Genomic DNA, 13,555 nt, shown 5'->3' on the forward strand with positions numbered 1-13,555 from the left:
TCTAATCTATATTCAAAATTTCCTTTGCTAAGTTGATCATTTTAGGATCACCTGTATATTTTCCTCTTTCATCTGAAAGCTTGACGGTTTCCGTCCAATCGTGATGTAAAGTTTTTACTTTCAAAAGTTTCATAACTATATTCATAGGTCTCAGCCCGGTATCATTGGTAAGATCAGTACCGATACCAAAGGAAAATCCCACTTTACCTTTGCAATATTCTGTGATTGTTTTTACTTTTTCTGGATTTAAGGCATCCGAAAAAACGATCGTTTTATACAAAGGATTGATACCCATTGAATGATAGTGATCAATGGTTTTTTGTGCAAATTCAATAGGATCGCCGCTATCATGACGCACACCATCAAATAATTTGGCATATAGTTTATCAAATTGTTTGAAAAATACATCCGTAGTATACGTATCCGTCAAGGCTATCCCTAGATCTCCTTGATAAACATCCACCCATCTTCCTAGCCCAATAGAATTGGCAATTTTAAATCCATACTTAGCCGCGTGAAACATAAACCATTCGTGTGCATGCGTGCCTATTGGTTTCATTCCATGCAACATTGAAAGATGCACATTACTTGTACCCACAAAACCTTCTCCTTTAAATTTCATCAAGGCTTGCATAACTTTTCTATGCACTTCATACGAATGTCTTCTTCTAGTTCCAAATTCAGCAACGGTAATATTCAAATCTTTATACAAAGACATTTTTTCATCAGTTCTGGCAATAATCTCTTCATCACTGACGCGTTCCAAATGAGACATTTTATAGTATAGTTCACTTATTAAAGATAAAATTGGAATTTCCCATAAGATAGTTCGATACCAATAGCCATTTACATCAACAGTTACTTGTGCACCTTCTTGCTTGATTGTAACTTCTGATGGATCATAGTGATAGCCTTGCAAAAAATCTAAATAAGCAGGATTAATATAAGGACAATTAACACGTAAAAATTCTTTTTCCTGTTTGGTTAATTGTAGTCCAGCCATTGCATCAATATGCTTACGTAATTCTACACCAAAACCCTCTGGAAATGCATGCTGTCCGCGATTGATAAATTCGTAATGCGCCATTGCAGAAGGGTACAATTTGATAACAGCGCATTGCATCGTAAATTTATAGAAATCATTATCTAGTATAGAGACAAAGCTAAATGGGTAATTTTCCATCACTCAAACTTAGCAATTTGCATTGATTGTGCAAAAAACTTGATTCTCAAGAAAAAAATTTGAGCAAGATATAATTGGAATATTCCATTATTTTTGGGGCTGTAAAATCTAGAACTTACATGAAGGAATTAATTTTGGTTAGGCATGCCAAGAGTAGCTGGGCAGACGTTTCTCTCGCTGATTTTGATCGTCCATTAAATGAAAGAGGAAAAAAAGATGCTCCAGTTATGGCGCAAAAACTTTTTTCTCGTGGCGTACGCCCACAGCTATTTGTTTCTAGTCCATGCAAAAGAACACGCTCAACATGTAAATTTTTCCTGAATGTCTTTGACAAAAAGATGTCAGAAGTTTTATTTCTTGACCATTTATACGATGCTAATAGCGATGAAATGCTAAAAATTGTCAAAAATTTACCTGAACCTTTTTCTTCCATAATCTTATTTACACACAATACAGGATTGACTGATTTTGTGAATGAGTTGACCAATGTGCACGTAGATAATGTCCCAACTTGTGGTGTATTTGGCGTTAAAATAGAAACCGATACTTGGAAAAATTTCCCCAAAGCACACAAAAAATTCTGGTTTTTCGATTATCCCAAACTATATATCTAAACACAAGTCTTGCAAGCTTTCCCTAATGGCATATTTATATGTATCGTAATCCATGGGTAAATCTTGAAAAGAAAATTGTTGGGCTTCATTAATTTTCTTCACAAAATCCACATTTTCTTGTTCGAATGAAAAGGCTAATTGAGACGACATTAAATATTTACCCAAATATTCTTGTTCCGTCTGTCCTGGCGTCGGAATTAAAATGGATTTCTTATTCCAACTTAATAATTCCATGACAGTTGTATAACCTGATCGAGAAACTATAAATTCGGATTGAGCAAAAGCCAATTTCATATCTTCATTTGAAAGATGGGAAACTACTTCGCAATTGGTGGGAACTTCTAATTTATCTGTAGCATTTGGTAGTCCACGAACAAACAAAAATTTGCCTTTCATTTGCGTGGCGACTTCAATTAATTTATTTTCCAAAATTGTACGCTGTGGTTCCGGCCCCGACATAACACACAAAAAACGATATTTAAAATCTTGTGTTTTCTTTTTACCCAAGCGAGATAACGGTCCAATGTATTTTAGTGGAATTTTGGGCAAATACTTAGGATGTGACAAGGAGCCTGCGATATTCACAACACCTGCAGCATCAGGCACCCAACATTGTGCGAATTGATTAACGTAAGAATAATTCCTTTTTTGCACCCAAACTTTCAACCATTGAAAAGGCATAATCATCTCAAGCTGATGTGTCATAAAAATGGAAGGAACTTTTTTCGTAGAAAATCCATACCGATTATCTGAAATAACGAGATCAATAGAATGGGTTTTTATATAGTTATTAAGCCATCTTTTTTCATTTGCAATTGCCCGCAAAATTCTGGGAATTTGTAACATCATTTTCCAAGCAAACGTTTTTCGTTTTCCAGTATACGTAATACCGTAACCACGTAAATTTTCAAATTTTATCTGTGGAAATTCTTGCTGTAATATATAAAATGAATTACTATATGATGTGCAAGCAATCACTACATCCCAATGATTTTCAATAAAATACTGAATAATGGGAATACATCGCGTTGTATGACCTAATCCCCAATCCAATGGAGAGAGTAACAATGTTTTAGAATTATGTGTAGCTTTGCCCAAAATAAATACCGTAAAAATAATTACATATTTCAAAAACACTATGACAAACAGGAAATTTTTAAGCATTTTAATTTTATTAGTTACATTAGCAGTAGCATTCACATCATGTGCCTCAGCTAAAGGTGGAGGTTTAGCAGGTTGCGGCTGTGCAGCCAAGAAGCCCATCGGATAAATTTTACAACGTATGCAGGATAGAGATTTATTGGTAATCACAAGAGACAAAATCTATACAGACGAGCAACTACAAGATTATGTTGAGAGTCTAACTAGGATGTTATTCTATGCGGAGAGCATGGACAACTTTTGTATTGCCAATGAAATTCTAGATTTGAATCGTTATAAATTGATCAATCGTCCATTTCGGATAAAACAAATTATCAGCGAGCCAGAAAAACCATTTGTTTTTATCGTAAATAAAAATTAATTCTATTGGCAGACCCGCTGAAGTATTACATCGTCCATAAGCCATTCCAAACTTTATCTCAATTTTCTCCTGAAGAAGGGAAAAAAACGTTGAAAGATTATTTCAATGTACCAGCTGATGTATATCCAGTTGGCCGTTTGGATTATGATAGTGAAGGTTTGTTACTATTGACAAACGATAAATATCTCAATCATCGATTGCTTAATCCAAAATTTAAACATCCCCGTGTTTATTGGGTACAAGTGGAAGGTGACATAACGCAAGATGCAATACAGCGTTTGAATACAGGCGTTGAGATTAGTTTAAAATCGGGTAAATACAAAACTTTGCCAGCAGTGTGTACTATTTTGGATAATGTAAATATAGATGAACGAAATCCCCCTATTCGCTTCAGAAAAGAGCAACCAACCACTTGGATCAGTTTACAATTGATAGAAGGAAAAAATCGACAAGTACGCAAAATGACCGCTTCTGTAGGTTTTCCAACCTTAAGATTATTACGTTTTTCTATAGAAAAATTGCAATTAGAAGAACTTACCTCTGGCAAGATGAAAGAAATCAGTAGAGAAATGGCCTACAAAATGCTAATAAAATAAAAAATTAGTCATTTTTTTTATTGAAAATCAATCGTTTACAAAGATACAAATTAATAACTGCACTTAACTTGTATCAAATATCAACAATATATCTGACCTTTGCACTCCAAATTAAAAAATTCGGTGGGATAGCATCGAACAAAATTTTAAAAAATGAGTAACTTACATTTCACAACCAAACATGCCAATGCGGCTACCGTTCAGCGTAACTGGTACGTTGTTGACGGTACTAATCAAACCGTAGGTCGTATCAGCGCTAGAATCGCTGCGATCTTACGTGGTAAAAACAAAGCGTATTACACACCTCACGTAGATTGTGGAGATTACGTAATCATCATCAATGCCGAAAAAGTTAAACTTACAGGTAACAAGATGAATGATAAAGTATATGACCATTTCACAGGATATCCTGGTGGATTGAAAGAAGAATTAGCAAAAGACTTGTTGAAACGTCGTCCAGAAGTTTTATTGGAAAGAGCTATCAAAGGTATGCTTCCAAAAAACAGATTGGGTCGTAAAATGTATGGTAAACTTTTCGTTTACGCTGGAGAAGTACATCCACATACAGCACAAAAACCACAAGATCTTAAATTCTAATTAAATCATTTAGTCAAAGAATATTTCTGAGATTATAACATTCGTATTCAATGGAAAAACAAAAAAATGCAGTTGGTCGTCGTAAGGAAGCTGTAACTCGTGTGTACATCGCAAAAGGTACTGGAGCTATTACAGTAAACGGCAAAAACTATAAAGAATATTTCTCATTAGCATATTTACAAAATCAAGTTGAGTCACCTCTTAAAGTGGTAGAAGGTTTGGATAAATATGATATTTCTATCAACGCACAAGGTGGTGGAGTTAAAGGTCAAGCAGAAGCGGCTAAATTAGGTATCGCTCGCGCATTGATCGAAACAGATTCTGAATTACGTCCAGCGTTGAAAGCTGCAGGATTGCTTACTCGTGAAGCACGTAGCGTAGAACGTAAGAAATTTGGTCACAAGAAAGCACGTCGTAGCTTCCAATTTAGCAAACGTTAATATTGTACTTAATTCTCCCTTTAAGCAATTAAAGGAAATTCTAATAATTTTATCACAAATGCTAATAGCATATTGCTGATAGCAAAAAGACTCAAAATAAATGGAACAAAATACTTCTTTACAACAACAGCTTTTAGATGCTGGTGTTCACTTCGGACACTTGAAGAAGAAATGGAATCCTAAAATGTTACCATACATTTTCGCTGAGAAAAAAGGAATCCATATCATCGATCTTAACAAAACAGTTGACGGTCTTCAAGAATCAGCAGCTGCATTGAAACAAATCGCAAAAAGCGGTAAAAAAATAATGTTTGTAGCTACTAAAAAGCAAGCTAAAGACATCGTTGCTGATTGCGCTAAAAAAGTAAACATGCCTTTCGCTACAGAAAGATGGTTGGGTGGTATGTTGACTAACTTCAACACTGTACGCAAAAGCGTTAAGAAAATGCAAAGTATCGACAAATTGTTGGCTGATACAAACGCAGAAAGCTTAACTAAAAAAGAACGTCTTACTTTAAGCCGTGATAAAGATAAAATGGACAAAGTTTTAGGTGGTATCGCTACTATGGGTCGCCTTCCAGCCGCATTGTTCATCGTTGACATAGGTAACGAACATATCGCTTTATCTGAAGCTAAAAGATTAGGTATCACTACTTTCGGTATGGTTGATACTAATTGTGATCCTAATAAAGTGGATTTTGCTATCCCATCTAATGATGACGCTACAAAATCAATCGCTATTATCACTAACTATATCACTGCAGCTATCGCTGAAGGTTTGGCAGAACGTCAAGCAGCGAAAGATGACGATGATGAAGAAATCGATAACGAAGCTGAAAAGAAAGCAGCTCGCCTTCAAGCAGAAGCAGAAGCAGAAGGTAATGGCGCTTCTCGTGGCGGTAGAGGTCAAGGTGGTAACAATGGTGGAGCAGCTAAACGTCGTGTACCAGGTGGTGCAAGCCGTCGCCCTCAACAAGGTCCAGCTAAAAAATAAATTATAAACATTAGATAATACAATTTATTTGATGTAGCAAACCTTATGGGCGAATTTTACTTCCTCATAAGGTTTTGTCTTTCATTTATATAAAAATTTAAACGGTCTAAAAAACCAAGGAGATTAATATTATGTCTACAGCAACAATTACTGCAGCTGAAATTAACAAATTGCGTCAAGCAACTGGCGCAGGTATGATGGATTGTCGTAAAGCATTGGTTGAATCTAACGGAGATTTCGAAGCTGCTATCGACTGGTTACGTAAAAAAGGTCAAAAAGTAGCTGCTAAACGTAGCGACAGAGAAGCTAAAGAAGGTGTTATCATCGCTCAAACTACAGCTAATAACAAAAAAGGATATATCGTAAGCGTAAGTTGCGAAACTGACTTCGTTTCTAAAAATGAAGATTTCGTAGCATTCGTAAAATCTATTGCAGATGCTGCTGTTAGTAATAACGTAGCTACAATTGAAGAATTGAATGCAGTTTCTGTAAATGGTCAAAAAGTAGAAGATTTGATCAGTGATAAATTAGCATCTATCGGTGAAAAAATCGAAGTAACGCATTTGGATATTATTGAAGCTCCTTATGTTGCTTCTTATATCCACGGTGCATACAGAATCGGTGTATTAGTAGGTCTTACTGCTGATGCTGAAGAAGTAGGTAGAGATGTTGCGATGCAAATTGCTGCATTAAATCCTCTTGCTGTTTCTCCAGAAGCAATCGCTCCTGAAACAGTAGCACATGAAAAAGGTTTGATCATTGAAACAATGAAAGCAGATCCTAAAATGGAAGGCAAACCAGAACAAATGATAGAAAAAATCGCTGAAGGTAAATTGAACGCATTCTTTAAAGAAAATACATTATTGGCTCAGCCATTTGTAAAAGATGCTTCTTTATCTGTTGAAAATTATATCAAAAGTGTAAACAAAGATTTGAATGTTATTTCATTCAAACGTGTTGCTTTAGGATAGTTTTTCTAATAAGAAAAAATATAAAAAAGGTTTTCGTTAAATATTTAACGAAAACCTTTTTTATATATAAATACATATAAATCAATTAATTATAATTCATATAGCGTTTGTCCCCTATTTGTCCCGCCGAGAATTTCATCTTTCCTTAGTTGTAAAATAGTTTTACACCTCAGCTATATTAAGAAACAATGAAAAGATCTTTACATTTCACGACGGCATTTATATTTTGCTTTTTACTCTCCAATTCAATCAAAGCCCAGTACGCATATGTAGGAGAAATACGCATGTTTGCAGGAAATTTTGCACCGAGTGGTTGGGCATTTTGCGATGGTAGCATACTGCCAATTAACGGAAACGCCCCACTATTCTCACTTCTTGGTACAATGTATGGAGGAAATGGGAGTTCGACTTTTGCACTTCCAGATTTAAGAGGGCGATTTCCAATAGGAATGGGAAATGGCGCAGGAAGTAATATACAAACAGGAAGAACAGGAGGAGCTTCAACTGTTACTTTAACAACATCTAATCTACCTGCCCATACACACACTTTCAATGTATATGATGGTAATGCTACAGATAGTTTAAAACCAGCAGGCAATACACTTTCGGTTCCACTTTCTGCAGACCTAATACCTTTACGTAGTCAATATTCGACAAATGCTCCTAATGCGACAATTTCTTCACAATCTATTGGAACTACAGGAAATGGAACAGCAGTAAATATATTACCACCATATACTGGTATAAATTTCATCATTTGTGTAAGTGGAATATTTCCTTCAAGAGATTAAAAGCATGAAATCAATTATATCATTTGTTTTGTTAGGATCACTCTCATTTATCATTAAAAATACATTTGCACAAACCCCAACAATTATTGCTGGAAATAGCACAACGCAAACATCCAGTACAGGGATTGGTACGCCCAATAGTATTGCGGTAGATGATAACGGAAATATATACTTATCAACTGGTGGAAAAAATGTCATCCTTAAAATTGGAACAGATGGAACTAAAAGCATTTTTGCAGGGTTAGGAACGTCTGGTTACTCTGGTGATGGAGGTACTGCTACAAGTGCACAACTGAATTTTCCAACAGACATCACCATTCAAAATGGTATTTTATATATTGCAGATCTCGGAAACAACAAAATACGTACGGTAAACCTATCAACCAATATTATCCAGTCTGTTGATACGAAAGGAGTTTCCATTGGAGTAGTAAGAGCAATAGCACTAGATGCAAATGATAATATCTATGTTACAAACGGAGGTCAAAATACAATCAAACAAATCACGTCTGCAGGTATCATTTCTACCATTGCAGGAAATGGAACAGCAGGATTTTCTGGTGATAATGCAGATGCAAAAAGTGCCAATTTGAATGGCCCAACAGATGTAGTAATTCATGAGAATCAACTTTATTTCACGGACATGCTCAATAGACGCATTCGAAAAATTGATCTCGCGAGCAATATCATTTCAACCGTTGCGGGAAATGGAACGACTGATACGACAGATGGAGGACTTGGAGCAACGAATAGTATAGCTTTGGACAATGATGGTAATGTATATGTTGGCGGTGGAGGTAAGGGTACTTTAAAAAAAATAGATACTAAAGGCACAATAACTTCTATGGCTGGCATTCCTGCTATTTCCGCACTTACAACAAGTGGAAATGATTTACTTTTAGCAGATCCATCGAATAGTAGCTTATACCAAATCGCGTCTGTATTAACATTACCAGTTACATGGGAAAATTTCACCGCCTTTTATCAGCAAAACAATATCAAACTTTCCTGGACAACCGCAACCGAAATTAACAACAAAGGCTTTACGCCACAAAGAAGTACCGATGGAAAAAATTGGATTAATTTAGCCTTTGTACCATCTCACTTTTCGAATGGCACGGGAAATGGATATAGTTACTCTTTGGATGATCAGAATTATACAATGGGAACGAATTATTACAGAATTCAACAAACTGACTTAGATGGACAATCAAAATATTCATCGATTATCAGTATCAATGTATTTCAAAATAAGCCTATAGTAAAATTATATCCCAATCCAGTAATTGACCAAATACATCTGTCTAATGCGAAAGTTGGTGATTCCTATCGAATCATTTCTTTATCTGGACAAATGGTTCAATCTGGAATTATTGGATCTGAAAATGCGACTATTACGATTATTAATTTACATAGTGGAATGTATATTTTTCAAATTTTAGAAGGAAATCAAGTTTCGCAGAATCTAAAATTTGTAAAAAAATAGAATATATCAATTTGGCATTCAAATAGTTATATAAAGAATCCGTTTGTCCCCTATTTGTCCCTTTACTATTTTCTTTAGCAGTGCATAACTTATTATTTTCGTTCAGATTTAAGAATGTAAAGCCTAAGAAAAACACCTACATTTCTTATTGAAATGAATATAAAATTCAACTCTTAACCCTTATATTTATTTTATGTTATCTGCTATGCGGATAACATAAAAACAAAAAATTGCCCCGGTATTTCTATCGGGGCTATTTTTATTAATTGAAAAACATATTACTTATGATTTTTTAAACGCTTGCATTGGATTCAATCCTGTAGATTGTCCACGTGCTTCTTTTTTCATTTTAAATAATTCCAATTTTGTTGGTTCTGATATTTTTGGCCAAGTATTATTTGACTCATCAATATCTGCAGTTTCTCTATATGGATCTAACAAAATAGAATTAACTTCTTTGTTAAAAATGAACACTTTAGAAAATTCTTTTTCATTTTTTCTCCAAATCTGTGCAGGGATTCTTTTGATTTCACTTGTACCATCCGCATAATTGAATTTCAAAATTACCGGCATAACTAGACCACCTTTATTGGTAAAATGTAATTCGTATATGAATTTATTTTTCCAATCCGTTTTATCCTCACCAGTCAATTCTTCCAATTCATATTTGGTTTCAGGAACTTTTACCGTAGAGTCATACATGATAATGCCACGATCGTATTTCCAATAAAAATCTTGTAAGGAGGTATCTTGATCCGTCAAGAAATGAATGCTTTTATCTTCTCTATTTCTGATTTTGGATATATCATCATATTTTGGAAGTATTGGAGCATCCACAGATTTTGATGGTTTAATTCTTCCTGCAACTTTACCTGTGCCATCATATTTGAATGCAGAAACGCTATCCAAAGAAATATCACAAGGCGCAATATCATAAAACCAACCACGCCAAAACCAATCCAAATCTTCCCCGCTTGCATCTTCCATTGTACGGAATAGATCAGCAGGAGTTGGATGTTTAAATTTCCATCTTTCAGCATAGGTCTTGAACGCAAAATCAAAAAGTTCGCGTCCCATGATCGTTTCACGTAAGATATTCAAACCAGTTGCTGGTTTGGAATACGCATTTGGTCCAAATTGTACGATATTTTCACTATTGGTCATAATAGGTTCCAATTGATCTTTTGGAAGACTCATGTAGTCAATAATATTGTAAGCACCTCCTTTACGTGTTGGGAATTTATTGTCATACAATTCTTCTGTCAAATATTCAACAAAGGAATTCAAACCTTCATCCATCCAAGTCCATTGTCTTTCGTCGCTATTGACAATCATTGGGAAGAAATTATGTCCAACTTCATGTATTACTACGCCGAGCATTCCATTTTTTGTTGCTTCACTGTACGAACCATCTTTTTCCGTTCTTCCGTAATTGAAACAGATCATTGGATATTCCATACCGTTAGAAGCTTCTATACTTTGTGCAACTGGATATGGATAATCTATGGTAAAATGAGAATAACTTCTGATGGTATGGGCCACAACTTTAGTTGAAAATTTGCGATAAAGATTATACGCTTCTTTGCTGTATAAACTCATACACATGATTTTCTTATTTGCCACGTAAGTTGGCATTGCATCCCAAACAAATTTATTGGAAGATGTCCAAGCGAAATCACGCACGCTATCCGCATTGAAAATCCAAGTTTTTGTTTTTGCTCCTGCATCTATGACCTCATTAGCTTTTGCTTCTGCTAAGGTGACAACCTCGACAGGCTCTTTGGCCGTCTGTGCTTGTTGCCAACGTTTCATTTGCGCAGCAGTTAGTACATCTTGATAATTTTGACAAGTTCCTGTACCCGTTACAATATGATTTGCAGGAACGGTCATTTTCACTTTAAAATTTCCAAAAGTCAAAGCAAATTCTCCTCTTCCTGTAAATTGATGATTTTGCCACCCTTGAAAATCGCTATAAACACACAATCTTGGATACCATTGCGCCATGGTAAACAAGTAATTTTTGTCTTCAGGGAAATATTCATAACCGCCACGACCGCCTTCTTTCATTCGATCGGTAATTTTATAATCCCATTTTACATGAAAGACAAATTGTGATTTCGCAGGCAAATCTTTTGGTAAATCAACACGCATCATCGTTTTATTGATGACAAAATGCAAAGGTTTTCCGCTTGCATCTGTAATCGAAATAATATGATCGCCCAATCCATTATCGGCATCAGACTCTTCCATTTTTGCCAAAGCATTGGCATCCATGATATTTTGTTTGCTGATATGCGATGGATCTTGATAATTGGCATTATTCACCGAACTATGTTCATTTTCATCCAATTGCAACCACAAATAGCTCAATGATCCAGGACTATTATTGAAATAAGTGATCTTTTCTTCCCCATTTAGTACCAATTTTTTTTGATCAAGATTACAAGTAATATCGTAATCTGCTCTTTGTTGCCAATAGTTAGGTCCGACATCTCCACTTGCGGTACGATAACTATTAGGTGTCGGTAAAATGGTTCCTAATTGTTCGAATGCATTTCCGTGATTAGAGGTCGGATTGTTTTTAATGTTTTGTGCAACAATTGGCATCGAGCACAATATGCACGCTCCGAATCCCATCATCTGTTGCCAAACAGAATGTTTCATTTTCATTTAAATTAATATTTGTAGGAAGAAATTTATGATTCAAAAATATCGTGTTATCCTCTTTTTGTTTCCATGGAAGTCGTTCCAAACACATTTCTAATGCAATCGCAGCAATCGCTCCGCAAAAGAAAATTTTGGATTTATAACGATCAATTCCCAGATAGGCAAGTAAGGTCAATACACTTAATAAACACGCGACAATTAATATTTGTCCTAATTCCAATCCCAAGTTAAACGCGAATAATTGCTTGATGATCTGCTGGTCATGCCCGAGCATACTTTTCAAAAGTGTACTGAATCCCATGCCATGAACAAAACCAAAAAATAATGCAAAGAAATAAATCAACGGATATTTTTTCTCATTCAAATTTTCAGTTTTCAAATCTGCCAATGCCGTAATCAAAATCGTCAAAGCAATTAAAAACTCCGTCCAAACTGTGGGAATATTTAAAATATTTAATACACTCAAGGCTAACGTAATCGAATGTCCAATGGTAAATGCCGTAACTAAAATTAAGATTTTTCGCCAATCGCTCCACACATATTTCAAACATAAAGCAGAAATAAATAATATGTGATCAATTCCTTTAAAATCAGCAATGTGTCCAATCCCTGTAGTCAAAAACATCCAAAACTCATCCATACACGTTTCTTAAGTTGTAAAATTAACCAAAAAGGCATTAAATTGTACGCTCAAATACAATTCATTTCATGCATTTACTTTTCATTTACATTTTCTCTTGGCTCATGCATCCGTTTTTTGTTTCCATGACGGAAATCAAATACATTCCGAAAAGCCAAAATCTTGAAGTAAGTGTCCGTATTTTTACAGATGATTTAGAAAATACGTTGAGAAAAAATCACCCAAATGTAATATTTGACATTTTACATCCGAAAGATAAAGCTTTGATCAACAATTGGATAGATGCATATATCCGAAAAAGATTACAAATCAAAACCAATGGCAAAGTGAGCAATCTGCATTTCATTGGATACGAACAAGAAAACGAAAGTATCTGGTGTTATTTCGAAACGGACAAAGTCACGCCCATAAAAAAATGCGACGTTTTCAATACCTTATTATATGATTACAAAAAGGAACAAATCAATATGATACGTGTCGAAAATGGTCCAGAAAGTAAATCAAGCAAAATGGAAGCACCTGAAAATACGGTGCATTTTTCCTTTTAAAACGCATTGAAATAGAATAGTTTGCCAATTTTATCTAAATTCAACTTGATAAGTCCGCAAAGTGATTAATTTTGCACTCTAAATTATCAATCATGGAAGAAGGAAAACGTCAAAGACAAGTAGCGAGTGTAATTAAGGAATATGTGAATGAGATTTTCCAACATCTAGGTCTCTCCATGTATGAAGGTGGATTAATTTCTATTTCTGACGTAAAAGTTACGCCGGATTTATTGGAAGCGCGTATATATGTAAGTTTTTTTAAAATTGAAAATAAGGCAGCAGCTTTGAAAAAAGTAGAAGATCGCGCTTGGGAAATCAAAAAACTTTTATCTGAAAAAATGCGCCATCAATTACGTCGTATTCCGGTAATTCATTATTACGAAGATGATACTTTGGATAATGTATTTCGTATGGAAGACTTATTCGAACAAATCAAAAAGGAAGATGATAATATCAAAAATCAAGACAACGCATAATATTTTCTCCTCAAATACCATTCGGATACT

15 protein-coding genes are annotated in these 13,555 nt (G+C 34.9%); 11 read left to right on the forward strand and 4 right to left on the reverse strand.

Annotation, left to right across the window (positions count from 1 at the left end; translation table 11 throughout):
* Position 1: 1 nt before the first annotated feature.
* Positions 2-1,183, reverse strand: coding sequence for a nicotinate phosphoribosyltransferase (gene pncB, locus E0W69_RS13015; RefSeq protein WP_131330487.1), 1,182 nt, complete (start codon positions 1,181-1,183; stop codon positions 2-4).
* A 119-nt stretch (positions 1,184-1,302) separates the two neighbouring features.
* Here pncB and E0W69_RS13020 point away from each other — a divergent pair, with 119 nt between their 5' ends.
* Positions 1,303-1,797, forward strand: coding sequence for a SixA phosphatase family protein (locus tag E0W69_RS13020; RefSeq protein WP_131330488.1), 495 nt, complete (start codon positions 1,303-1,305; stop codon positions 1,795-1,797).
* Here E0W69_RS13020 and E0W69_RS13025 read toward each other — a convergent pair.
* Complete coding sequence (locus tag E0W69_RS13025; RefSeq protein ID WP_131330489.1) at positions 1,786-3,060, reverse strand: glycosyltransferase; 1,275 nt, start codon at positions 3,058-3,060, stop codon at positions 1,786-1,788. The genes E0W69_RS13020 and E0W69_RS13025 overlap by 12 nt on opposite strands.
* 19 nt (positions 3,061-3,079) lie before the next feature.
* Between E0W69_RS13025 and E0W69_RS13030 the strand changes: the two genes are divergently transcribed.
* From E0W69_RS13030 to E0W69_RS13065, 8 genes are all read left to right on the forward strand, one after another.
* On the forward strand, positions 3,080-3,319 hold the full coding sequence (locus E0W69_RS13030; RefSeq protein ID WP_131330490.1) for a hypothetical protein: 240 nt from the start codon (positions 3,080-3,082) through the stop codon (positions 3,317-3,319).
* Between the two features lie 5 nt (positions 3,320-3,324).
* The gene (locus E0W69_RS13035; RefSeq protein WP_225321252.1) at positions 3,325-3,915 is read left to right on the forward strand and encodes a pseudouridine synthase; all 591 of its coding nucleotides are present in this window, start codon (positions 3,325-3,327) and stop codon (positions 3,913-3,915) included.
* A 153-nt stretch (positions 3,916-4,068) separates the two neighbouring features.
* On the forward strand, positions 4,069-4,512 hold the full coding sequence (gene rplM / locus E0W69_RS13040) for a 50S ribosomal protein L13 (protein ID WP_131330491.1): 444 nt from the start codon (positions 4,069-4,071) through the stop codon (positions 4,510-4,512).
* A gap of 50 nt (positions 4,513-4,562) precedes the next feature.
* Positions 4,563-4,952 (forward strand): 30S ribosomal protein S9, encoded by a 390-nt coding sequence (gene rpsI / locus E0W69_RS13045; protein WP_131330492.1) that lies wholly within the window; start codon positions 4,563-4,565, stop codon positions 4,950-4,952.
* Positions 4,953-5,052: 100 nt separating this feature from the next.
* Complete coding sequence (rpsB, locus tag E0W69_RS13050) at positions 5,053-5,946, forward strand: 30S ribosomal protein S2 (RefSeq protein WP_131330493.1); 894 nt, start codon at positions 5,053-5,055, stop codon at positions 5,944-5,946.
* A gap of 131 nt (positions 5,947-6,077) precedes the next feature.
* Positions 6,078-6,917 (forward strand): translation elongation factor Ts, encoded by an 840-nt coding sequence (gene tsf / locus E0W69_RS13055; RefSeq protein ID WP_131330494.1) that lies wholly within the window; start codon positions 6,078-6,080, stop codon positions 6,915-6,917.
* A gap of 188 nt (positions 6,918-7,105) precedes the next feature.
* Positions 7,106-7,708: a phage tail protein gene (locus E0W69_RS13060; protein ID WP_225321253.1), complete on the forward strand. Its 603-nt coding sequence runs from the start codon at positions 7,106-7,108 to the stop codon at positions 7,706-7,708.
* Between the two features lie 4 nt (positions 7,709-7,712).
* Positions 7,713-9,194 carry an NHL domain-containing protein gene (locus E0W69_RS13065; protein ID WP_131330495.1) on the forward strand — a complete coding sequence of 494 codons (1,482 nt, stop codon included), beginning with the start codon at positions 7,713-7,715 and terminating at the stop codon, positions 9,192-9,194.
* Positions 9,195-9,476: 282 nt separating this feature from the next.
* On the opposite strand, the gene E0W69_RS13070 is transcribed toward E0W69_RS13065, so the two are convergent.
* Positions 9,477-11,858, reverse strand: a complete 2,382-nt coding sequence (locus tag E0W69_RS13070) for a M1 family metallopeptidase (RefSeq protein WP_225321254.1) — start codon at positions 11,856-11,858, stop codon at positions 9,477-9,479.
* Positions 11,776-12,501, reverse strand: a complete 726-nt coding sequence (locus E0W69_RS13075; RefSeq protein ID WP_131330496.1) for a HupE/UreJ family protein — start codon at positions 12,499-12,501, stop codon at positions 11,776-11,778. The genes E0W69_RS13070 and E0W69_RS13075 overlap by 83 nt, the downstream gene beginning before the upstream one ends.
* A 68-nt stretch (positions 12,502-12,569) precedes the next feature.
* Between E0W69_RS13075 and E0W69_RS13080 the strand changes: the two genes are divergently transcribed.
* On the forward strand, positions 12,570-13,049 hold the full coding sequence (locus E0W69_RS13080) for a DUF6702 family protein (protein ID WP_131330497.1): 480 nt from the start codon (positions 12,570-12,572) through the stop codon (positions 13,047-13,049).
* 92 nt (positions 13,050-13,141) lie between these two features.
* The gene (gene rbfA, locus E0W69_RS13085; RefSeq protein ID WP_131330498.1) at positions 13,142-13,525 is read left to right on the forward strand and encodes a 30S ribosome-binding factor RbfA; all 384 of its coding nucleotides are present in this window, start codon (positions 13,142-13,144) and stop codon (positions 13,523-13,525) included.
* Positions 13,526-13,555: the final 30 nt, after the last annotated feature.

Source organism: Rhizosphaericola mali, assembly GCF_004337365.2.
Lineage (GTDB): Bacteria > Bacteroidota > Bacteroidia > Chitinophagales > Chitinophagaceae > Rhizosphaericola > Rhizosphaericola mali.

Bases quoted from the DNA above. Each gene is read 5' to 3' on its own strand.
- pncB (WP_131330487.1), bottom strand. From the start codon at position 1,183: ATGGAAAATTACCCATTTAGCTTTGTCTCTATACTAGATAATGATTTC.
- E0W69_RS13020 (WP_131330488.1), top strand. From the start codon at position 1,303: ATGAAGGAATTAATTTTGGTTAGGCATGCCAAGAGTAGCTGGGCAGAC.
- E0W69_RS13025 (WP_131330489.1), bottom strand. From the start codon at position 3,060: ATGGGCTTCTTGGCTGCACAGCCGCAACCTGCTAAACCTCCACCTTTA.
- E0W69_RS13030 (WP_131330490.1), top strand. From the start codon at position 3,080: ATGCAGGATAGAGATTTATTGGTAATCACAAGAGACAAAATCTATACA.
- rplM (WP_131330491.1), top strand. From the start codon at position 4,069: ATGAGTAACTTACATTTCACAACCAAACATGCCAATGCGGCTACCGTT.
- rpsI (WP_131330492.1), top strand. From the start codon at position 4,563: ATGGAAAAACAAAAAAATGCAGTTGGTCGTCGTAAGGAAGCTGTAACT.
- rpsB (WP_131330493.1), top strand. From the start codon at position 5,053: ATGGAACAAAATACTTCTTTACAACAACAGCTTTTAGATGCTGGTGTT.
- tsf (WP_131330494.1), top strand. From the start codon at position 6,078: ATGTCTACAGCAACAATTACTGCAGCTGAAATTAACAAATTGCGTCAA.
- E0W69_RS13060 (WP_225321253.1), top strand. From the start codon at position 7,106: ATGAAAAGATCTTTACATTTCACGACGGCATTTATATTTTGCTTTTTA.
- E0W69_RS13065 (WP_131330495.1), top strand. From the start codon at position 7,713: ATGAAATCAATTATATCATTTGTTTTGTTAGGATCACTCTCATTTATC.
- E0W69_RS13070 (WP_225321254.1), bottom strand. From the start codon at position 11,858: ATGAAACATTCTGTTTGGCAACAGATGATGGGATTCGGAGCGTGCATA.
- E0W69_RS13075 (WP_131330496.1), bottom strand. From the start codon at position 12,501: ATGGATGAGTTTTGGATGTTTTTGACTACAGGGATTGGACACATTGCT.
- E0W69_RS13080 (WP_131330497.1), top strand. From the start codon at position 12,570: ATGCATTTACTTTTCATTTACATTTTCTCTTGGCTCATGCATCCGTTT.
- rbfA (WP_131330498.1), top strand. From the start codon at position 13,142: ATGGAAGAAGGAAAACGTCAAAGACAAGTAGCGAGTGTAATTAAGGAA.